General features: G+C 67.5%; 19 protein-coding genes and 1 pseudogene. 6 read left to right on the top strand and 14 right to left on the bottom strand.

Annotated elements, in window-relative coordinates; translation table 11 throughout:
* Positions 1-16: 16 nt before the first annotated feature.
* Positions 17-487: a VanZ family protein gene (locus F3H10_RS10105; RefSeq protein WP_188127921.1), complete on the bottom strand. Its 471-nt coding sequence runs from the start codon at positions 485-487 to the stop codon at positions 17-19.
* Between the two features lie 306 nt (positions 488-793).
* On the opposite strand from F3H10_RS10105, the gene F3H10_RS10100 reads away from it, so the two are divergent.
* The 3 genes from F3H10_RS10100 to F3H10_RS10090 all read left to right on the top strand — a co-directional run bounded on the left by F3H10_RS10100 (position 794) and on the right by F3H10_RS10090 (position 3,519).
* Entirely contained in the window at positions 794-2,719 is a 1,926-nt protein-coding gene (locus F3H10_RS10100; protein WP_149784715.1) for an aldehyde ferredoxin oxidoreductase family protein, read from the top strand.
* A gap of 69 nt (positions 2,720-2,788) precedes the next feature.
* Positions 2,789-3,097 (top strand): CobD/CbiB family protein, encoded by a 309-nt coding sequence (locus F3H10_RS10095; protein ID WP_149784647.1) that lies wholly within the window; start codon positions 2,789-2,791, stop codon positions 3,095-3,097.
* A 50-nt stretch (positions 3,098-3,147) separates the two neighbouring features.
* Positions 3,148-3,519: a hypothetical protein gene (locus F3H10_RS10090; protein WP_149784646.1), complete on the top strand. Its 372-nt coding sequence runs from the start codon at positions 3,148-3,150 to the stop codon at positions 3,517-3,519.
* A gap of 33 nt (positions 3,520-3,552) precedes the next feature.
* On the opposite strand, the gene F3H10_RS10085 is transcribed toward F3H10_RS10090, so the two are convergent.
* From F3H10_RS10085 to F3H10_RS10065, 5 genes are all read right to left on the bottom strand, one after another.
* Entirely contained in the window at positions 3,553-3,906 is a 354-nt protein-coding gene (locus F3H10_RS10085; protein WP_149784645.1) for an AzlD domain-containing protein, read from the bottom strand.
* The gene (locus F3H10_RS10080; RefSeq protein ID WP_149784644.1) at positions 3,903-4,592 is read right to left on the bottom strand and encodes an AzlC family ABC transporter permease; all 690 of its coding nucleotides are present in this window, start codon (positions 4,590-4,592) and stop codon (positions 3,903-3,905) included. The genes F3H10_RS10085 and F3H10_RS10080 overlap by 4 nt, the downstream gene beginning before the upstream one ends.
* A gap of 5 nt (positions 4,593-4,597) precedes the next feature.
* Positions 4,598-5,428: an RNA methyltransferase gene (locus F3H10_RS10075; protein WP_149784643.1), complete on the bottom strand. Its 831-nt coding sequence runs from the start codon at positions 5,426-5,428 to the stop codon at positions 4,598-4,600.
* Complete coding sequence (locus tag F3H10_RS10070) at positions 5,425-6,018, bottom strand: hypothetical protein (RefSeq protein WP_149784642.1); 594 nt, start codon at positions 6,016-6,018, stop codon at positions 5,425-5,427. Before F3H10_RS10070 ends, F3H10_RS10075 begins: the two co-directional genes overlap by 4 nt.
* A gap of 104 nt (positions 6,019-6,122) precedes the next feature.
* A complete protein-coding gene (locus F3H10_RS10065) occupies positions 6,123-6,569 on the bottom strand; it encodes an SHOCT domain-containing protein (RefSeq protein WP_149784641.1) in 447 nt (148 codons plus the stop codon).
* Between the two features lie 562 nt (positions 6,570-7,131).
* Here F3H10_RS10065 and F3H10_RS10060 point away from each other — a divergent pair.
* Both F3H10_RS10060 and F3H10_RS10055 read left to right on the top strand, forming a co-directional pair.
* Positions 7,132-8,313 carry a dihydropteroate synthase gene (locus F3H10_RS10060; RefSeq protein WP_149784640.1) on the top strand — a complete coding sequence of 394 codons (1,182 nt, stop codon included), beginning with the start codon at positions 7,132-7,134 and terminating at the stop codon, positions 8,311-8,313.
* Between the two features lie 180 nt (positions 8,314-8,493).
* Complete coding sequence (locus F3H10_RS10055) at positions 8,494-9,198, top strand: 6-hydroxymethylpterin diphosphokinase MptE-like protein (protein WP_149784639.1); 705 nt, start codon at positions 8,494-8,496, stop codon at positions 9,196-9,198.
* Between the two features lie 185 nt (positions 9,199-9,383).
* Here F3H10_RS10055 and F3H10_RS10050 read toward each other — a convergent pair whose 3' ends face one another.
* From F3H10_RS10050 to F3H10_RS10015, 8 genes and pseudogenes are all read right to left on the bottom strand, one after another.
* Positions 9,384-10,460, bottom strand: a complete 1,077-nt coding sequence (locus tag F3H10_RS10050) for a putative sodium/potassium/calcium exchanger (RefSeq protein ID WP_149784638.1) — start codon at positions 10,458-10,460, stop codon at positions 9,384-9,386.
* Positions 10,457-11,527 carry a signal peptidase I gene (locus F3H10_RS10045; RefSeq protein ID WP_149784637.1) on the bottom strand — a complete coding sequence of 357 codons (1,071 nt, stop codon included), beginning with the start codon at positions 11,525-11,527 and terminating at the stop codon, positions 10,457-10,459. Before F3H10_RS10045 ends, F3H10_RS10050 begins: the two co-directional genes overlap by 4 nt.
* Positions 11,524-13,056: a DUF7467 domain-containing protein gene (locus F3H10_RS10040; protein ID WP_149784636.1), complete on the bottom strand. Its 1,533-nt coding sequence runs from the start codon at positions 13,054-13,056 to the stop codon at positions 11,524-11,526. The genes F3H10_RS10045 and F3H10_RS10040 overlap by 4 nt, the downstream gene beginning before the upstream one ends.
* Entirely contained in the window at positions 13,053-13,847 is a 795-nt protein-coding gene (locus F3H10_RS10035; RefSeq protein ID WP_149784635.1) for a hypothetical protein, read from the bottom strand. The genes F3H10_RS10040 and F3H10_RS10035 overlap by 4 nt, the downstream gene beginning before the upstream one ends.
* Positions 13,848-14,149: 302 nt before the next feature.
* Positions 14,150-15,745: a vWA domain-containing protein gene (locus F3H10_RS10030; RefSeq protein WP_149784634.1), complete on the bottom strand. Its 1,596-nt coding sequence runs from the start codon at positions 15,743-15,745 to the stop codon at positions 14,150-14,152.
* 118 nt (positions 15,746-15,863) lie between these two features.
* Positions 15,864-17,600 (bottom strand): vWA domain-containing protein, encoded by a 1,737-nt coding sequence (locus tag F3H10_RS16360; RefSeq protein ID WP_223174292.1) that lies wholly within the window; start codon positions 17,598-17,600, stop codon positions 15,864-15,866.
* Between the two features lie 830 nt (positions 17,601-18,430).
* Positions 18,431-18,584: pseudogene (locus F3H10_RS16580) on the bottom strand (SipW-dependent-type signal peptide-containing protein); the annotation flags it as partial.
* A 117-nt stretch (positions 18,585-18,701) separates the two neighbouring features.
* Positions 18,702-20,075 carry a SipW-dependent-type signal peptide-containing protein gene (locus F3H10_RS10015; RefSeq protein ID WP_149784632.1) on the bottom strand — a complete coding sequence of 458 codons (1,374 nt, stop codon included), beginning with the start codon at positions 20,073-20,075 and terminating at the stop codon, positions 18,702-18,704.
* A 447-nt stretch (positions 20,076-20,522) separates the two neighbouring features.
* Here F3H10_RS10015 and F3H10_RS10010 point away from each other — a divergent pair, with 447 nt between their 5' ends.
* On the top strand, positions 20,523-21,002 hold the full coding sequence (locus tag F3H10_RS10010) for a DUF7344 domain-containing protein (protein ID WP_188127920.1): 480 nt from the start codon (positions 20,523-20,525) through the stop codon (positions 21,000-21,002).
* Positions 21,003-21,377: the final 375 nt, after the last annotated feature.

The raw sequence follows: 21,377 nt of genomic DNA, 5'->3' as shown, positions 1-21,377 counted from the left end.
GTCTCGTCGGCGCGGGTCAAATATCCTCCCCACGGTGACGGACATCCGTCTCACGGTGACGGAGCCATCCCGCGACGACGCCGGTCGTCGCGCCGATCGCGTTGACGAGCGAGTCCCGCCACGCGAACGTCCGCCAGGGGATCGTCGTCTGGACGACCTCCACGCCGAACCCGAAGGCGACCGCGACCGCCGCGGCGACGACCGACCCCCGGACGCCGCGGCCCGTCCCGCGCGCCGACAGGGCGGCGAGCACCGCGTAGCCGACGAGGTGGAACGGGTCCGTCGGCGAGACGACCGCGGAGACGGCCTCGAGGACGCCGTCGCCGACCCCGACTCCACCGCCGGTCCCCCCTCCCGGAACCGGGACGACGGACGCGACGAGCACGACCGCGGCGAAGGCGATCGCCGGGCGCCAGCGCTCCCGGGGAGTCCCGCGTGACGGCTCCCGGTGCGTGCCGGAGGATCCGTCGCGATTCGAGTCGCTCACGGCCCCCCTTCGGCCGGGGGTCGGATAGGTCTTCGCGGGGTCCGTGACCGGCTCGGCCCGGCCGGAGCGCGGCTACGCCCGTCGTGGCCCCCGTGAGATCGTCGCGAAACCACCCGTGTGAACGTCCGTGCGTCGGGAACGTTCCCGGAGCGTCTCCGGTCCGAAACGGGAGATGGGTTCGTGTCGACGCGTCCGTTCCTTCCGTCGGAGCGGGCCGAATCGCCGGGACCGATGTAACCGATATCAGTTTCCAACAGACGTGAAGACCTAACACTCTGTGGGCCGTCTATAATGAACGAGCATTACATGACTGAAATGGGTGGCTACAGGGACCGAGTTGCACAGGTCGATCTCGGCGAGGGAGCGGTCGAGTACCGCGGGATCGACGACGAGGACGCCGAGAAGTACATCGGCGCGCGCGGGCTGGGCGTCAAGTACGTCTTCGACGCCGGCCCCGACGTCGACCCGATGGGGCCGGACAACCGGCTGGCGTTCATGACCGGGCCGCTCACGGGCACGCAGACCGTGATGAGCGGGCGGATCGCCTTAGTGACGAAGTCCCCGCTCACGGGGACCGTCACCGACTCACACCACGGCGGCTGGTCGGGCGCGCGGCTCAAGTGGGCCGGGCTCGACGGCATCCTGCTCGACGGCGCGAGCGACGACCCAGTCTACCTCGTCGTCGAGGACGGCGACGTGGAGGTCCGCGACGCCTCCCACGTCTGGGGCAAGGGCGTCCACGACACCATCGACGAGCTCGGCGAGGAGGTCGAGGGGTCGGTCGGCAAGAACCTCTCCGTGATGGCGATCGGACAGGGCGGCGAGAACGGCGTCCGGTACGCCTGCGTGATGAACGAGGACGACCGCGCCTCGGGCCGCGGCGGCACCGGCGCGGTGATGGGCTCGAAGAAGGTGAAGGCGGTCGTCGTCAAGAGCGGCACCGACATGCCGAAGCCGGCGGACCCCGAGACGTTCAAGGAGGGGTACCAGCAGGCGATGGAGGTCATCCGGGAGTCGGACGTCACCGCGCCCAACGAGGGAGGGCTCTCGATGTACGGCACGAACGTCCTGATGAACGCGACCGAGGAGATGGACGGGCTGCCGACGAAGAACGCGAAGTACACCTCCACGGAGGCGTACAACGGGACCGAGGGGATCGACGTCGACGCCGAGCGCGTCTCCGGCGAGAACGTCCGCGAGAACATCCTCGTCGACGAGCCGACGTGTCACTCCTGTCCGGTCGCCTGTAAGAAGGAGGTCGAGGTACAACTCCACCACAAGGGCCAGGACATGAACGTCCGTACGGAGTCCTACGAGTACGAGTCCGCGTGGGCGCTCGGCCCCAACTCCGGGCACACCGACCGCGACGAGGTCGCCCTGATGATCGAGCGCTGTAACGACGTTGGCGTCGACACCATCGAGGTCGGCAACACGATGGCGATGGCGATGGAGATGACCGAGGAGGGCAAACTCGACGTCGGCATCGACTGGGGCGACTCCGATCGGATGATCGACCTCATCGACGAGATCGGCAACCGCTCGACCGAACTGGGCGACCTCCTCGCGGAGGGTCCCGACCGGGTCGGCGAGCGCAAGGACGCACACGACAACAAGCTCTCGGTCAAGGGCCAGAGCATCGCGGCGTACGACCCGCGCTGTATGAAGGGGATGGCGATCGCCTTCGCCACCTCGAACCGCGGCGCGTGTCACCTTCGCGGGTACACGCCCGCGGCGGAGATCCTCGGGATCCCCGAGAAGGTCGATCCCTACGAGTGGGAGGGGAAGGGCGAACTCACCGCCACCTTCCAGGACCTCCACGCGATCTCCGACTCCTTCGACATCTGTAAGTTCAACGCGTTCGCGGAGGGGATCGAGGAGTACGTCCTCCAGTACAGCGGCATGACCGGCCGCGAGGTCACCGAGGACGAGCTGTTCGAGGCCGGCGAGCGGATCTACAACCTCGAGCGCTACTTCAACAACCTCGCGGGCTTCGACGGCGAGGACGACAGCCTCCCCGGCCGGTTCGTGGAGGGTCACCCCGACGCGATCCCCGGACAGGGCGCGAGCGAGGGCGAGCTCGCGGAGCTCGACCTCATGAAGGAGGAGTACTACGAGCACCGCGGCTGGGTCGACGGCGTCGTCCCCGACGAGAAGCTCGACGAGCTCGGGATCGACATCGGCCCCGGAACCGGCGTCTCCGCCGGCGATTCGGCGGCGCCCGCCGACGACTGAACGCTCCGCCCGATCGACCGGGCCATCCCACCTTCAGTTTTTAAGTGACCGGCCGCGGTAGCCGCCGGTATGGTCCACGACCCGCTCTCCCCTCGCGAGGCCCTCCGAACGCGAATCGGGGCCGTTCTCGCCGCCGTGAGCCTCCTCGCGCTCGTGTACGGGGTCTTGATCGTCGCCGAACTGCTCCTCGGCGTCCTCGTCGCCGGATCCCTGTCGGTCGGCGCGTACCTCTGGTATCGGACGTTCGCCGTCCTCGATTCCGTCGCCGACGCCGCCCAGCGGATCGCCGACGCGAAGGAACGCGAGTCGGGTGAAACCGCCGACCGCGACGAGTCGGGGGCGACGCGTTCGAACCGGCTCACGGAGCGCGAGCGGTAGTCGTCCCTCCGGCGGATCTCTTTATATACGATCACGGCGAACCCGACGGTATGACCGGTCGATTCGTCGCGACGTTAGGGATCGCGCTGACGACGTTCCTCGTCGTCGCCGCGCTTCTCACGGAGTTGCTCTCCGCCCGGATCGCCTTCTCCGCGCTCGTCGGGCTGCCGATCGGGATCGTCGCCGGCGCGGTCGCGGGGATCGCGACGTGGGTCCGCCTCTGGAGTCGACCCGCCCTCCGTCCCGTCCTCCTCGGCGGCTCGGCGGTCGGCTACGCGGTGCTCGCCGCGGCCGCGGTGTCGTATTCGGTCCCACCGGCTCGCGGGTTCGTGAGTACGAGGGGTACGCTCGGGTTCGCGGTCGTCTGCGGCGTCGCCGTCCTCCTGCTCGTCCGACGGTATCCGGACCGTGTCTCGGAGTGAAACGGAAGCGGAAACGAAACGAAACGGGACGAATCACGCGAAGACGACGAACCGGAACAGCCAGAGGACGACCATCCCGACGGTGATCGTCGCGAACACGTTCTCGGTGCGCCAGGCGACCGCGCCGGCGGCGACGCCGGCGATCAGTCGCTCGTCCGCGAGCGTCGCGACGACGCCGGGCCGGATCGTCACCAGGTCCGGGAACACGAGCGCCGCGAGCACCGCCGGCGGCACGTATTTCAGGGGCCTACCGATCCGTTCCGGGACCTCGTCGATCCGCCCGAAGAGGTGGATGAAGGAGAGCCGGAACGAGTACGTGGCGATCCCGATGACGACGATCGCGATCCAGACGCGCGGCGATCCAACGAACCCCGGGAGTCCCGTCATCGTCCCATCGCCTCCGTCAGCAGGCCGACGACGATCCCCGAGACGGCCCCGACGAGGAGCCCGAGGTTGAGCGGGAGTCCGGCGGCGACGACCGCGACCGTCCCCCCGACGATCCCCGCGATCGTCGTCGGGCGGTCCTTCATCGCGGGGACCAACAGCGCGAGGAAGACGAGCGGGACCGCGAAGGTGAGCCCCCACGCGTCGGGGACGCCGGCTCCGACGACGACGCCGACGACCGTCCCGATCTGCCAGACCACCCACAGCGACGCCGCCGCGCCGAGGTAGTAGCGCCACCGGCTGCGGTCGTCGTTCCGTTGGTACTCCGCGACCGAGAGCGCGTACGCCTGGTCGGTGAGCAGGTACGCGAGCGCGGCGCGCGTCCGGCGAGCGTAGTCGGCGAAGTACGGCGCGATCGACGCGGAGTACATCACCATCCGGAGGTTGATCACGGCCGCGGTGCCGATCACGACCGCGAGCGGCGCGTTCGACCCGAGGAGGTCGATCGCGGCGAGCTGGGACGCGCCCGCGAACACGATCACCGATAGCCCGACCGCCTCCGCCAACGTGAGCCCCGCGTCGACGGCGGCGATCCCGGCGACGAGCGCGAACGGGACGATCCCGAGCATGAGGGGCGTCACGTCGCGCATGCCGGCGATCAGGTCCTCGTCGAGGACGCCCCCGTTCATGCCGGTCATTCGCGGGGGTAGGCCGGCTCGTCGTGTTTGGCGGCGAGGTAGTCGGCGTGTTCCAGCTTCGTCGTCGCCTTCCGCACGGTGCCGAGAAGCGAGTGGACCTCCCGCTCGGTCGGGTGCGCGCGGCCGAGCAGCCGGCGCAACAACAGCGCGTTCTTCTCGCGGCGGTGTTCGCGCTGGCCGGTCGCCTCGAGGAAGTCGCCGAAGAGGTCGTGGAGCCGCTCCACGTCGGCCTCCGGCGCGCGGGTGACCGCGGTGTCGGGGAGCTGCGTCTCCTCGACGGTGAGGTCCCGGAGCTCGTATAAGAGCACCGTCGCCGCCTGCCCGAGGTTGAGGACGGGGTAGTCGTCGGCGGCGGGGATCGAACACACCTCGTCGAGCCGCGAGAGCTCGTCGTTGTTGAGCCCGCGGCCCTCACGGCCGAAGACGATCGCGGTCGGCGCGTCGACCGTCGCGAGCGACTCCCGAAGCTCGACGGGCGTCTTGAAGGGCCACCGCTCGTGGCTCCGGTCGTCCTCGCCGGTGATCGCGGTGGTGCCGACGGTGTGGTAGTTCTCGACGACCTCCTCGAAGGTCACCTCGTCGGCGTTCGGGAGCACGTCCTCGCGGGCGTGCCCGGCGAAGCCGTACGCCTCGCCGTCCTCGTCGAGTTCCGGCGGGTCGACCAACTTGAGATCGGAGAGCCCGAAGTTCTTCATCGCCCGCGCGATGGTGCCGACGTTACCCGGCGTCTCCGGCTCCACGACGACCACGACCGGCTTTCGGCGCGTCGACGAGTTCTCGATCGCCTCGTCGGCGCGCTCCGCGTCTCCCGCGTCTCCCTCGCTCATCGGTTCGATGGGTACTCCGTCGAGAGGTCGACGTCGGAGTCGGCCAGCTCCTCCTCGCTGAGGCGGTCGTCCTCGTCGTCGGACTTCTCGCCGGCAAGCGCGCGGATGTCGATGCGGTCGCCCTCGAAGTTCTCCTCGAGGCGCTTCTGGATCTCGTTCTGGTCGGGGAGCTCGGGAAGTCCGTCGGGGTCCTCCTCGACGTGCTCGACGGAGGCGTATCCGTCGGGGGCCTCGTTGCCGGCGGCGACCCACTCGTGGAAGCGGTCGCCGAACTCACGTTGTCCCTTGTATTCGCTGCCGCCGGCCTCGCGGAACCAGTAGATCAGGTCGGGTTCGTGTTCCGGACAGAGCAGGACCTCGCCGCCCGGCTCGCCGTACACGATCTCCGCCTGCTTACAGCGGTGAACCTCGGCGTCGCCGTACTCGAGATAACAGACGTCACACGGCTCCTCGTGGATCCCCACGAGCCTGACGAGCCGCTCTCTGGGCTCCTCGGGGATCTCGTCGAGGGGACGCAACTCGCCGTCCTCGGAGATGATCTCCTCCTCGTCGAACCGCCAGCCGCGGAGGCCGATGCTCACTTTCGCCATGCGCGGGGCTTGTCGCGGCGCGGATAAAAGCGCGTCCTTCCGGGCCTGCGGTGCCGGTACTCGACGGATCCGAGGTAGACCGGGGGAGAGGAGGCGTGGAACGGTCAGGACCGGTCGCGTTCGAGGGGCCGGTCCCGCTCCCGTTCGCGTTCCCGCCACTCCTCCGCGTCCTCGGGCGTCTCGGTCTCCAGCAGCCTGTCGAGTTTGCGTTCGAACTGCTCGTCCGTCAGGTCGCCCTCGGCGTATCGGGTTCTGAGCCGGTCGATCGCGTCCGCGTTGCCCTCGGTAACGCCGTCCTCGTCGGTCCCTCGAGCCCCCGTGTCCTCGCGTGCGGTTTCGGCGTCGGTCTCCGGCGATCCGTCAGCCTCGCCTTCCTCCTCCCCGAAGAGCATCGAGACGACCGGCACGACCACGACGTAGCCGAACAGCATGAGCGGGAGCCACCACTCGAGATCGAGGAAAAGGGCGGCCAACCAGACGCCCGTGACCACGGTCGAGGCGATCTCGGTTGCGTTCTCCTTCGCGCGATCGAGCGGGGACGAGTCGGTCATACCGTCGCGTTTCGCTGGAGCCGTACAAAACGGTGCCGTCGGTACCAGAAGGACGATCCCGTTTCTGTCGCTGTATCCTCGTTCACGACCTCTACCGCTCGGCTGTACGACACGGGAACCGTGACCGCGGTGAACACGTCCAAAGCCCCAGCCGCGAGGACTCGCGCGGCTCGCTGCGCGCTTCAGTCGCTCGTTTCACTCGTTCCTTCCAGTGTCGCCGGCGGCGTTGCCGCCGGCTGCCCGTGGCGCGGAGCGCCACGCTGCTTACGTCGCCGTGCTTCGCCCTCGCGACTGCCCCTTTGAGTCCCACCCGACCGCACAGCCCCGCACCTCACGCCTCCCCAGCCTCGCGGTTCGCGCTTTCCGAGCGCTCACCGCGTCCAGCGAGAATCGAAGATTCTCTGGCAGCCGGCGGCTCCGCCGCCGGCGACCTCGCGGGCTCCTCGCGCCCGTTCGGGCGCTCGGAGGCGCGCCACCGCACGACGGATCGTTGCGGTGGATCGTCCGTCTCCTCGCCCGCCGGTTCCGGGCCCGCTTTAAGAGTCGCGACCCTCGATCGGGTATGCGAAACGTGGACGCCGCGGGCCTCGGGATCGGCGACGACCACCCACCCCGGATCATGGGCGTGTTGAACGTCTCCGCGGAGTCGCCGTACGACCCGAGCGTGTACGACGACCCGGGCGAGGCGGCGGAGTACGTCGACGAGGAACTGATCGGGGAGGGCGCGGACGTCGTCGACGTGGGACTCGAATCGGCCAACAAGGACCTCGACGTGCTCACGGCCGAGGACGAGCTGGAGCGGCTCGAAACCGCGATCGAGACGCTCGAGTCGACCTCCGGTGACGCCGTCTGGTCGATCGAGACGCGCTACCACGAGGTCGCCGACGCGGCCCTCTCGCGCGGGTTCGACATGGTCAACGACGTCTGCGGGTTCGCCGACCCGGAGATGCCGCGGGTGTGCGCCGAACACGACGCCGCCGTCTCGAAGATGGCCTCGCCGCCGGACCTCGAGCGACCGGGCGCGATCGAGGAGGTCGACGAGATATACGACGCGCTCTCGCGGAACGGCTTCACGGAGAAGACGATCCTCGACCCCGCCTTCGGCGGCTGGTCGGAGGCGAAGACGCTCGCGGACGACCGCGAGACGTTCCGCCGGCTGCGGGAGTTCCGGGGATACGGCCGGCCGCTTCTCGTCTCCATCAACCGGAAGAACTTCCTCCGCGACCTCGCGGGTCGGAGCACCGAGGCCGCCCTCCCGGTGTCGCTCGCGGCCACTTCCATGGCAGTCGAGCGCGGCGCACACGTGATCCGCACCCACGACGTGGCCGAGACCCGGGACGCGGCCCTCATCGGCGAGGCGTTCTCCCGGAAGCGCGTCCGCCACGACGACGAGATCGACGTCGAGGAGCTGGACGTGACCACGGTCCGCGAGGCCGAGCGTCACCTCGACCGCCTCGATGCCGCCCGCGAGATCGCCGAGGAAACGGTCGTCCGCACCTACGAGCTGTCGGGGCTGTCGACGGAGGCCGTCGCCGCGCTCCGGGCGGCCACCGACGAGGGGGACGCCGCCTTCGCGGTCGGGCGGAGCGCCGACGGCGACGACGGGGGTCGGGACGGGACCCACGGGGACCGGACGCGTGGAGTTCTCGTCGGCACCGCCGACGGCCTCTCGTCGGTCGTCTCGGCCGTTTCGGGCGTTTCCGACGCGCTCGATGCCGCACTCCGGACGATCGACGACACCTAGAAGTAAGAGAAAGTTTATGCCGCCGTGTGGACAACGCTTCAACCGGACGCCGGAGGGGCACGCGGGTAGGGGTACTCTGTGCCACTCCGGCCCACACCATATTCATCACCGTGAGCGACGGCACCGTTCGACGGACCGGACCGACTGCCGGGTTGCTCGACGCGGTGTGGGGGTGATCCCGTGAACTTCGAGACGTTCGAACCGACGTACGAGGCGATACTGGCCGACCTCGGGTTCGACCGCGACGACGACGAGCGAGCCCGCGACGTCGCCGCCGAGCTGTCGACGCCGTTCGACCTGTCACGGTTCGACGACTGGGAGGAACGAACCGTCGCCGTGGCGGGGGGTGCGCCGTGTCTCCACGAGGACTCGGAGGTCCGGATCGCCCGCGAGGCCGACGTGGTCGTCGCCGCGTCGACGGCGGCGGACGTCCTCTCCGAGGCGGGCGTCGCCGTCGATTGTCTGGTGACCGATCTCGACAAGAACCCCGAGACCGCGGTCGAGTTGACCGGTCGCGGCGTGCCGGTCGCGGCGCACGCCCACGGCGACAACGTCCCGGCCGTCCGCGAGTGGCTCCCGCGGTTCGACCCCGATCACACCCTGACGACCACCCAGGCGGCTCCCGTCGGCCCGGTCCGCAACGTCGGCGGATTCACCGACGGCGACCGCGCCGCGTTCCTCGCGGACCACGTCGGAGCCGGACGGTTGACCTTCCCGGGCTGGAACTTCGACGACCCGGACGTGGGTCCGATGAAGGCACGAAAACTCGAGTGGGCCGGCCGGCTACTGGGCTGGCTTGAACGGCGACGCGGCGAGCGGTTCGCCGTCCTCGACGACCGTCGCGAGCGGATCGGCCGGGAACTCGACGCGCTCCTCGGGACGTGACGACGCCTCAGACTCGAGGAAGCAGTCCGTAGCCGAACAGCACCAGCAACGCGGCGGACAACGCGAGGAGCACGCGACGTTTGGTGATCCACGGTCGCGAGGCGAGCGGTGGCAGGGAGTCGGAGCGATGGCCGTTCCGCCGTCCCACGCCCCGACGTTTCGGGACACAACGACCCTCGCGTCGATCACTCATCACCGTCCCCGTCGTCGATGGCATCATCACCCACGGTATCGTCGTCCGTGGCGTCACTTGTGGTATCGTCACTCACGGTGGCGTCGGCGGCCTCATCACTCCCGACAGCCGTATCACCGTCGTCGCTCACGTCACCGGTCTCCTCGCCGTTTCCGCCATCGGACGTGTCATCTCCGCCATCGGACGTGTCATCCCCGTCAGCTCCACCACCCGATCCGTCGTCCTCCTCGTCTTCGACGTCCGATCCGTCGTCTTCGGCGGTTCCCTCGGACGGCTCGTCACCGCCGTCTCCGGTCGTTTCGGTGTCCGGTTCGGCATCCTCGGAACCGGTTTCGTCGGATCCCGTGGTTTCGTCGTCGAGGACGTCGTCCTCGTCGGTCGAGTCCCCATCGGTCGCGTCCTCGTCGCCGTCGTTCCCATCCGCCACGCCGTCTTCATCGACCGGTTTCTCGTCGTTCTCGGCGGAACCCGACGTGTCCGCTTTCGTCGATGCGTTCTCGTCGCCTTCGTCGGTCGACGGCTCCTCGGCGTCGGTGGCCGGTGACTTCTCCGGCGTCGGAGTCGGATCGGTTCCGTTCTTCGGTTCGTCGTCCGGCTCTCCCGACCCGGTGTCGTTCTCCGGTGTGTCGTTCTCCGGCGTGTCGTCGAGGCTCCCATTGGCCGTCTCCCCGAGGGCGTCCGTGCTCGGACCCGTACCGTTCCCGTCGCTCGTTTCGGGCTCGCCGGACGGACCGACACCGCTTCCGTTGCCGAACGGCGGATCGCCGGACTTCCGGCTCCGCTCTCCACCCTCCGACTCCTTCGTCGTCGATTCGTTCGCCTTGGAACCGTTCGCCGCGGAACCGTTGGACGCCGAACCGTTGGACGCCGACGTGTTCGTCGTCGACTCGTTCGTCTCGGTGCCGTTCGGATCCGCCGAGGTCTCGAACGAGGTCAGGTCGTCCGTGGCCGTGAGGTTCCCCTGAACGGTGACCTCGTCGGAGAACACCGCGAGCGTCCCGAATCCGCTCCCGAACCCGGCAACGAGCACGAGAACCGCGACGAGCATCACCGACGCGGTTCGAGTCATCGCTCCACCTCATCGGCCTCCTCGTGAGTGCGCTCGGTTCCGCCGTCCATGACGGGGGCGACCTCAGGCGCCTCGAAGATCCCCATCGGATCTCGGTCGGTCGATGCGGGCCGCTCGTTCGGTTCGATCCGCTCGTCCGACGCGGGCCGCCCGTCGCGGTCAGTCGGGGCGTCATCGTCGCCGTCGGCGGTGGTCGGTTCGGCATCCTCGCCGCCCGTAAGGAGGAGAACGGCCGCCATCAGCAGCGTCGTCGCGGTGCCGACCGCGACCGCGACGGCGAGGGCCGTCTGGAGCGTGTAGGCGACGTACGCCGCGTACGGGACGAATCCCAGGAGAACCACGACGGCTCCCTCGACGGTCCGGTTCGTCACCACGAAGCCGGACTCGGCGGACGGTTCGACGGCCGATTCGGCGGGCGGCTCTGCGACCGCGTTCGCCTCGATCGCGACTCCGTCGGGTTCGGAACCTACGGACTCGGAGTCCACGGATCCGGAATCCGCGGATTCGTGGCGATCGTTCGCGAGATCGTCGGTTTCCGTCGCCGCGTCTCCGCCGGTCGGGGTACGGGCGCGGTAGAGGCTCCAGACCTCCGAGAACACGAGTAGCGCGAACGGGAGGATCACGAGGAGAGTGAACCCCGTCGGCGAGTCGGTGAACTGGATCACGTACCCGATGTACGGGATCGAGAACGCCACCGCGCCGAGGACGTTCGCGGCCGGAACCGGCGCCGAATCGGGGTCCTCGTTGGCGTCGCCCTTCGTCTCGAAGGCGATCCCTCCGCCCGCCTCCGTCACGCCGACCACGCGGTGGGTCACCGGGACCTCGCTCTCGCCGCGGACGAACGTGATCACGTCGCCCTCGGCGATGGCCGCCGGGTCGCGCTCGTCGACGACCACCACGTCACCGGGGGCGATCGCGGGCGTCATGCTCGCCGTCAACACGACGAAGCTGTACTCCGCCCCGACGACCGCCGGCACCGCGTACACCACGAAGGGCGCGACGACCGCGATCAGCAGGGCGATCCCGAGCAGGTTGGCAAAGCGTTTGAGCGTGATAGGTGAGTTCATTGTAGGTCCTCCGAGCCGCAGAGCGCGTTTTCGTCGGTGAACGTCCCGCCGACGAGTTCATAGAGCGTTCCTCCCGATCCGTCCGAGCCGAACGCGTCCCCGATCGTGAGGACCGCCGAACAGCTGGTGTGGATCTCGACGGTCTCCGTGGCGCCGTCGTCGCCGCCGTCGACGATCTCGATCGTCGTGTTCTGTCCGAGGCTCGTTCCGACGTTGCCCCACGCTTGAGGGACGTCATTCCCGTCGGCGGTGAACGTTCCTCCGGGTGCGATCGTCGTCTCCTCGAACACGACTTCGTTTCCACCGCCCGTCTGCTGGGTGGTGACCCGGATCGTGGCGTCGGATCCGCCGTCGTAGCGGAACGTCAGATCACGGTAGCGGACGTTTCCGCCGCACTCGCAGTCGCCCGAGTCGTCGTGGTCGTCCCCATCGTCTTCTCCGGTCGGATCGCCACAGATCCGTCCCTTTCCGAATATCTCTCCGGCGACGATTTGATATCGTGGGGCGCCGTCGATATCGAACTCCTGGCCGACGTAGAGGTCCTCCGAGCAACTCGTGTGGACCTTCACTCCGGGTGGACGTCCGTTTCCGTTCTGGAGTTGGCCGTCGCTCCCATCGTCGAGATACAGGTTGGCACCCAGTGCGCCCGAGTTGCCACCGACGTTCGCGCCGTCGGCGACGAACGTCTCGCCGGGATCGATGTCCCCCTCGAAGGCGATCTCACCGTTCGTTCCCTTTCCTTGGGTTCCGGCGGTGATATACGCCGTCTCGTTCCCGAGGTACTCGAACTCGAGGAGCGAGTAGACGTCCTCGTCTTCCCCGTCACAGACTACACACTCCGGTTCCGGCTCGTCACACTCGATCCCCGCGTAGGGGTTCGATCCGGCCTCGGCCTCGTCCTCGGAGACGTGCCGGCACTGTTCGGTGTAGAGCCGGAACTCGAACCCGGTCGTCTCTCCCGCCACCGCGGCGGGCGCGTCCTCGGGAAGCTCCCAGACGAGTTCGATCTCGAGGGCGTCTGCCCCGGGATCGAGACACGGGTCGCCGTCGCGGTCGTCGACCCGGAGTCCGCCCGCGAACTCGCGGCGGAGATCCGAGAGCGATCCGGACGGGAACACCCAGTCGTCTCCGACCTTGAGCGACACGTCGAGTGCGTCGCCGAGCGGATCCCGAACCCGCGGACAGGTCGTCGCGAACCAGAGCCGTGCGGGGTTGCTCCGCACCGAGACGTCGAACGTCACGTCACCCCAGTCGCCGCGGTCGATCGGCTCTTCGGGCGTGAAGCTCACGGTCCCGTTCGAGACGGCACAGTCGCCGTCCACGCTCGAACCGGAGCACGACACCTCGAGTTCGACCTCCCCCGCACCGATCTCGTTGCGGCGGAACGCCTCCTCGTCCGAGAGGTACGCGAACGTGCCCGCGCCGCTCGCGGCCCCCATCGCGCCGAGCCCGCCGAGCCCGGCGAGGAGCCGGCGACGGCTGAGGCCGGCCAGTCCGGAGGCCCCCCGTCCGCTCCCGTCGGCGGTCATTCCGACACCTCCGAGCCCTCCGATTCCTCGTGATCCGGCACCGGCTCCGCGAACGGATTGCCGGTCCACGCACAGTCGACCGCGTAGAACTTCACGTCGAAGTCGACGGAGCCGCCCTTCCCGGCGTTGCCGCCATCGCCGATCGGGAACTCCCAGTTGAACGCGAGACAGCGGCTCTCCTCGGTAGTCAGACAGCCGTTGTCGAGGATCCCGGGATCGACCTCGATCCCCTCCGTCAGATCGTCGGCGTCGAGCTCCGCGAGGGTGCCCGAGAAGATCCCGTCACCGAAGCTCGGGAGGTCGTCGACGTTCTCCGCGCCGGCACAGCCGCCGACGCCGAGGAATCCCGTGTCGTAGCGAACCGAGACATCGATCCGCTCCGCGAGCGCCTGGCTCGCGGCGTCGGAGCCGATCTCCGGGTCGATCTTCATCCACACCCGGACGCCGTCCGGGACGTTCTCGCCCGGATCGTCGATCCGGAGACCGACGCTCGTCGAGCCCGTGTCCATCGGCAGGACGTTCTCCTGGTCGATGAGTCGGACCGTCTCGGCGAGCTCGTCGACCTCCGCGACTTCGTCGGTCGGGCTCTCGCCCACGAGCTGACCGTTGTATCTGCTGCGCCAGCCGACCAAGAGCTGCGTCGGGACGTCCGACTGCGCGTAGGTGTAGCTCGTGTATCGGTCCCAGCTGCCCGTCGACCGCCCTCCGGCCATTCCGGCGGTCGCGAAGCCGACGGCTCCGATGCCCGCGAGGGCCTGCCGCCGCGTTAGGTGTGTGTCTGGTTTCGTCATTCGTGTCCTCGTCGTCGGCTCCGAACGGCCGGATCGTCGGTGTGTCTCACGTCACCTCGGTACGTATGTATGGGCCTCCTACCCGAACGGTTCGGACTCCGAACCGCGTTGATTGACCGGTTGAACGACCGACAGGGTGTGCCTGTCGTGCGGATCTGGCCCTCGAGTCCCGTTCTCGATCGCGTGTTTTCGCGTCCCGAATCGGGAATCCCACCGGCGGGATCGAACCGCCGTCTCGACCGTTCCAAACGAGGAATTCGAGTGGGTGGGGGAACCGGGTCCGGGGGCCCGTGAGCGAACGACTACGCTTGTGTCACGTTCCCGCCATCCGTCGTGTTCCCGCCGGCGTCGATCGCGTACGGGTTCGTTTCGCCGTCGTTGTGGCGGCACTGTTCCGCGGCGAAGCCGATCGCGAACTCGACGGAGTCGGTCTGGACCTCGTTTCCGACGGTGGTGGGAAGCTCCCACTCGAAGCCGAAACACCGGGTCACGGAGTTGGTGAAACAGACCCGGTCCTCCGTCTGGACGTTCGCGTCCAGTTCGATTCCCTCTTCAAGCGCGCCCATGACCTCGCGTAGCGTGCCTTCGGCGATGACCTCCTCGCCGGTGAGGATGACCGAGGAGATCTGCGAGTAGATGTCGTCGAGATCCGTGCCGGTCGGCGAGTCGTAGTAGAGTGTGGTTCCGTTGCTCGAACTCGCCATGTCTATGAGCGTGTTCTGGGCGGTGCTTCCGTTACTGACACCCAACCCGATCGTGAACACGGTGATTCCGTCGTTTTTCGCGTCCGTTGCCGCGTCCTTCGCGTTCTGGACGTGGTCGGAACCGGCACGATCCGACTCGTTCGGCTCGCCGTCGCCGAGCAGAATGATGACCTCGTCGACGCCACTTCGACCGTTGTCGTTGAGCTCGTCGGCCGCCAGATCGATACCGGCGTCCATCATGGTGCGTCCGGCATCGGAGATCCCGGCGGGCTCGGGCTGGAGATACGTTTCGACGTTCGAGTGGGTACTCGTGAGGCCCTGTCGGAGCTGCCCGGTCGATTCGAACGTCACGAGGCCGACTCGGTCGTTGGGGCCGAGGTTCTCGACGAAGTCCAGCGCCGCCGCCTTCGCCTGTTCCATCTTGCTCCCGGGACCGCCTCCCATGGAGCCGGAGTTGTCGATCGAGAGCATCACGTCGACGCCCTCGCTCTCCTCGTCGCGCTCTCCCTGGTGGACGTTGTCGCAGTTGTCGTCGTACCAGATCTTCGCCCGGATCGAGTCGGCGAGCTGCCCGTCACCGTCGGGGTCGTCCGTGGGATCCCCCATCTCCTCGAGCGCCTCGATTTCGGGTTCGGTGTAGCCGTTCTGGTTCTCGTCCGTGAGCATCCCGCCCATCCACATGTAACCGGGATTGTCGTACAGGTGTGTGCTGAAGGTGACCTCGCCGTAGTCGCCGGGTTTCACGTCCCCGATACGGATGAGTGCGTCCTCGAGGTCACCCGCGTCGATCAGCTCGTCGCGTTGGAACCCCTCACCTTCGCCCGTCTCGGGGTCATAGACGCCGTTCGCGCCGATGACCCAGTCCTCGGCTCCGGGGTACTCCGATCGGTTGGGGACCTGATCGAGGAGGTACACGCCGGTGTCGTCGTCGGTCGGCTCCATGTCCTCGTCGACGAACGTGGCGTTCGGGTAGTTCTCCTGGAGCTCCGCGAGCCGTCCGGGGCCACCCCGGTAGGTCATCCGGTAGTCCATCTTCAGATCCAACTCACCGGCGGTGAGCGTGTTGCCTTCGAACGACTCGTCGTCGCTGAAGTAGGCGGTCGTTCCGAGTCCAGCTCCCGCGGACGCGACGCCCACGGCCCCGAGGCCGGCGAGCATCTTGCGCCGCGAGAGTCCGATTCCTTCGTCTGTCATGATTGGTCCCCCGAAGGGGAACGCCCACCGGCGGATTCGAACCGCCGTCTCGACCGCCCTACGGGGCTTCGAGTGGGAGGCGAGCAGCCGACCTGCCCGCAGGTCTCATTCGGCGAGACTACGCGGGACCGGCCGTCTCGTCGGCGAACGGGTTGTACGTGCCGTCGTTGTGGCGGCACTGCTCGGCGTAGAAGTCCAGATCGAAGACGACGGAGTCGCCCTGGATCTCGTTGCCGACCTCGTAGGGGAGGTGCCATTCGAGCGCGATACAGCGCGTGTCGGAGTTGGGGTAACACTGCCGACCCTCGCGGTTGCGGTCCGAGTCGAGCGGGTAGCCGCCCGCGATGCCGTCGACCACGTACTCGTCGAGGAACCCGTCCGAGGTGACGTTGGGGCTCTCCGTGAGGAGGTCGTACAGCGATCCCTCGAAGATCGGCTGTTCGCCGCCCGCGGTGAAGCCGATCTCCTCGGCGACGCTCGTGCTCGGGTTCGTGTTCGGGTCGGTCGGGCCGTTGATGGCCGCATCGATGTCGGTGTCGAGCACGAGCATGAACCGGTGGTTCCCGGGAAGCGTGCTGATCTCCTCGAGAACGTCGACGGAGTTCGGTGGCGTCCCGAACCCGACGATCAGGTATCTGTCGACCTCCCCGCCCTCCGATCGGAGATTGTCGCTGGCCGCGGCGAGGAACTGGCTCGTATCGACGTTGATCCCGTTCGTGATCAGGACCATTACCCGTTCATCGTCCTCGGGGCACTCACCGAGCACATCGGCTCCCGCCTGGATCGCGTTCGGCAGGTCGGTGCCACCCAGGATCTCGTCCTGGTAGTCGATCGTCTGGAGGCCCGTGGAGTCGTTGTAACTTCCACCGTCGGTACCGATGACGTCGTTCACGTCGCTCGTCGGCAGGAGGACGGTATCCGCGGTCGTCGTCCAGTTGGTGAGTCCGACGCTGAACGGGGCAGTGTCACCGTCGCTGCTTTCGGCTCCGTTTCCGGTGTCGAGTCGGTCGACGTACGTTTCGAGCGCCTCGATCAGGAGCTTGTCCTTGTAATCGGTGGTCGATCCCATGGGTGCCGAACTTCCCATCGAGTCTGTGTTGTCGACGACGAACTGGATACAGACGTCGCTCCCCTCGTCGAAGAAGTTGTCACAGTCGTCGTCGTACCAGAGCGTGGTCTCGATCTCCTTCGCGAGCTGTGCCTCCGCCTCCGCCAGCGCGATCAGGTCGTCGTCGGTGAACTCCTCGCCGAGTTCCTCGGCGTACCGCTCGACGAGCGCCTCGCGTTTGGGGTCGTTCATTTCGCCGACGGTGTGTTCGAAGCCGCTCGCGTTGAGCCAGAGGTACGCCGGGTTGTCGAAGACGTGTTTGCTGATCGTGATCTCGCCGCGGTCGCCGGGCTTGACGTCGTCCAAGTCGATGACGGGACCCACGAACTCGTGGTTCCCGCTCCCGTCGGTGTCCTCGAAGCTCGCGAACTGGCCGCGGTAGGCCTCCTCGATCGCGTCCTCGTCGGCATTGGCCGGAAGTCCGACCAGCGTCGGGTCCTCCTCGAGCTGGAATCGCGTGTAGATCGGGTCCTGGCGGTCGTCGCCGTCCAGGTCGGGGTAGGCGTTGACCGGCTCCCACGTCGTGTGGTCTTCGGGGTCTTGCCCCTCCAGCCCCATGTAGTAACTCTGTTGCCAGTCCATCCGGAGCTCGACCGCTCCGGCCTCTATCGTGTTGTCGGTGAAACCCTCCTCGTCGCTGAAGAACGCGGTGGTGCCGAGGCCCGCACCGGCGCTCGCGACGCCGATGGCTCCGAGACCGCCGAGCAGCGTGCGGCGGGAGAGTCCTGTAGTTTTCTTGTCCGTCATGTGTGTGTGATATGGTAGGGGAGATTCCCCCGTCGGTCAGGTCTTCGTTCAGTTCTCGCCGCCGTCGAGGGCGGTCGCGTTGCCGCCGTCATCGCCGGAGACGTCGCTCTCGTTGGCCGGGTCGTCGCTCTCCGCTTCCTCCGCGAACGGGTCGTCGTTGTGGCGGCACTGCTCGGCCGCGAAGTGGACGTCGCCGCTGAAAGAAGCGCCCTGAACGAGGTTGCCGGGAGACATCTGTTCCGTGATGTCGAAGGTGGTTCCGTCGACGGCGACCTCCTCGCCGATGTCCCCGTGCGAGGGTAAGTAGAGGTAGACGCAGACCTCGACGGAGTCCTCCGCTAGCTCCGCGCCCTCTACGTCGGACTCGCAGGGGAGGTGACAGTACTCGACGACCGGCTCGTCGTTTTCGACGCCGGCGTACGCGTGGATCAGTCCACCCTCGTCCCACTCGTCGATGAGTTCGCCGAGGGTGCCCTGGAAGACGATGTCCTCGTCGTCGCCCGCCTGCTGGTCGTCGATCGTGACGACCGCGAGCATGTACTCGCTGAGCAGCCCGGAGGCGTCGACGTGGTCCACGCCGTTGTCGTTGCCCGTCGACTCGTCGCCGTCGAGCGTGATCTGGACGTAGCCGGGGTTGTGTTTCACACAGACGTCCCAGCAGTACTTGTAGGAGTCGCCGGGCTTCGCGTCCGTGATGTCGAGGAAGCCGTCGACGACCTCGATCGTCTGGTCCTCCTCCTGCGCCTCGGCCAGCATCGAGTCGAACGTCTGTTCGTCCGGTCCGATCCCGTCCTGGTCGACGACGTGGGTCGACTGCGTGACCTCGAGCTCGAACTGCCCGGCCGTGATCGTGTTGTTCTCGAAGCTCTCCTCGTCGCTGAAGTACGCCGTGGTTCCGAGTCCCGCACCCGCGGAGGCGACGCCCATCGCTCCGAGCCCGACCAGCACCTTGCGCCGCGAGAGTCCGATTCTGTCGTTTTCCATGATGTGTCATCCCCATTGGGGAAATCCCACCGACGGAGTCGAACCGTCGTATGCGCCCGCGTGGGAGGTAGATCGGAGATCCTCGGTGATCCGATCACCGAGGAGAGTTACGCGAGACTACTGGAGCGTCGCACTCTGGCCGTTCTCGCTGCTGGTGAAGTTGGCCGTGCTGGAGTACGGGCCACCCACCGGGATCCCGACAGATGGCTGTTCTCCGCCGGCACTCGCACCGAATCCGAAGACGTAGCTGTTCCCGCCGGCGGCGAGATCAGCACGCGGAACGGCGATGACCGCCTGGTTTCCGAACTTAACCGCAGTGATCGCTGCCGGGACCGCGGACCAGCCGGTGGAGGTGTCCTTCTCCCAGTTCGGGCCACTCTCGACCGCGGAGTAGCGGAACTCGTCGCTGCCCAGTGCGTTCCATGCGACCTGGTAGTCGTAGGCGCCGTCGTCGTCGCCATCGAATGGCATCGAGAAGTTCGCGCTCGCGAAGTTCGGGTCGGCGAGGCTGTACTGGCTGCCGGCGGGTTCGTCGAACGTGATACCGTAGACGACCTGATCGTCGCCGTAGGTGACGTCCACTCGCGCGACACCGTCGGGGATCGGCTGAGCGATGCCCTCGGGGTTGACGTAGTCGGCCTCGTAGGACTCGTCCGCACACGGGTTGGTCGTCCCGTCGTTGTGGCGGGCCTGTTCCGCGTAGAACTCGAAGTCGAAGGTGACGGAGTCGGACTGGATCTCGTTGCCGACCTCCTCGCCCGGAACCTCCCACGTGAAGCAGACGCACTGCTCGTCGATCTGGGGTACGTCCTCCTCGTCGAACGCTGCGTCGACGCCATCGAACGCGGGGCGGTTCGCTACCGGAGCATCCGAATCCCCGTCGCTGTTCAGCGGGACACCCGCCTGAAGCGCGGCCATGACCTCACGGAGCGAACCCGAGACGATGTCGTCGCCGACATCCGACTCGCCCTCCTCGTCGCGGGTACAGTACGACACCGTCACCTCCATCGCGTCGGCGAGCTCGCCGTCGCCATCGAGATCGTCGGTCGTCTGTGAATTGTTCTCGTCCTCGGAGTCCGCCTCCGGCTCCGTGACGGTGTTCTCGTCGTTGGAGGTCAGTTCCCCGCACATCCACAGGTACGCGGGGTTGTCGACGATGGAGAAACAGAACTCGCCCTCGCCGGAGTCGCCGGGCTTCAGGTCCTCGACTTCGATCTGGAGGGTTTCACCCTCGCTACCGCCAACGACGTTGCCGTCGATGTACGTTCCATCCGGGGTCTGATAGCTGCCGTAACTGCCCTGGTCCTCGGAGTAGTCCACGTGGACGAAGAGGTCGAGCGAACCCGCGGTGAGGGTGTTGTCCTCGAAGCTCTCCTCGTCGCTGAAGTAGGCAGTCGTCCCGAGTCCCGCACCCGCGGAGGCCACGCCGATCATGCCGAGGCCGCCGAGCATCTTGCGCCGCGAGAGTCCGAAGTTGTTGTTGTCGTCCATTGAGTATCCCTGGCGTCTTCGGCCAGTACCCCTCCCTTAGCGGAAGGGGGGATAGTTACGACTCGACACGTCGGATCCGAACGCCGCCATCGACCGGCCGAACCCGACCATCGACCGATATAACCGTTCGTTCGACCGAAATCGGCCGATTCAGCGGTTTTAGAGGAGCAGTCGGAACGAACGGATCGAGGGTCATACCGGACGCATCGAGGTGCCTACCGGCTCCGTCCGCGTCCCCTACCGCCCCCACTGTCACCTCCTACCGTATCTCGTGGGACTACCTACCGCGGATCGGGGCGGATCGGCAGTATTCGGTTGGTAGCATGTGACACACCAGTACGCGGCACATACATATCCCCCCAGTCGTCCTTCACCTTCTCAGACGAGGTGTTTCCCATTTCCCTACGGATCCGATCCGACTCGCTCCCGGAGACCGTCATCCACGACGTGCTCTCGAACAGCCGCCGAAAGAACGCCCTCCGAGAGCTCCGGACGCGCGGCGGGGCCGTCTCGGTCAGGGAGCTCTCGGAGGCGATCGCCGCCGACGAGACGGGCGAGTGGCCCGCCCCGCGTTGCGTGCGCGAGAGCGTGTACGCCTCCCTCCACCAGACGCACCTGCCGCGACTCCACGACCTCGGCGTCGTCGAGTACGACCGAACGCGCAAGGAGGTGCGCGCGTGCCGGGGCGCACGCGACGTGGAGCGGTACATGACCGTCGTTGCCGGCTACGGGTTCACGTGGACGGAACTGTACCAGCTGCTCGGCGTCGTGACGCTCTGTGTCGTGCTCGCGGCCCAACTCGGCGCGCCGGTGGTCGGCGCGGTCGATCCGCTGCTCTGGACGAGCGGCGCGCTCGCGACGTTCGCGGTCGTGACCGTCGCCCAACTCTGGGCGGCCTACCGGCTCTCGATGCCGCTCTCACGGTGACCTCCGGGGTTCGAGACGTTCCGATCCCGTAGAAAGGCTGATTCCCTGATGAGTCTTCGTCTGAAACAGCCGTCATATCTCGAGCGCTTATAGGACGGGTGTTTCGTGAGAGATCGAGATGAGAAGAAAGAAGTAGTTGCTGGCGCGGTGACCATTCCCAAAGCCCCAGTCGCGAGGACTCGGGGGCCTCGCGGCAGCGAGGCGCTCCGCGCCTCTGGCAGCCGGCGGCGGAGCCGCCGGCGACTGCCCCTTTGTGTCCCACCCCGCCCCGCACAGCCCCGCACCTCACGCCTCCCCAGCCTCGCCGCTCCCTTCGGTCGCGGCGTCCCTCGCGGGCTCCTCGCGCCCTCCGGGCGCTCGCAGGCGCGCCACCGC

This window comes from Halorubrum aquaticum (genome assembly GCF_900113615.1).
GTDB lineage: Archaea > Halobacteriota > Halobacteria > Halobacteriales > Haloferacaceae > Halorubrum > Halorubrum aquaticum.
The sequence above is the reverse complement of the archived record's forward strand: the minus strand, read 5'-3'. Positions and strand labels throughout refer to the sequence as shown.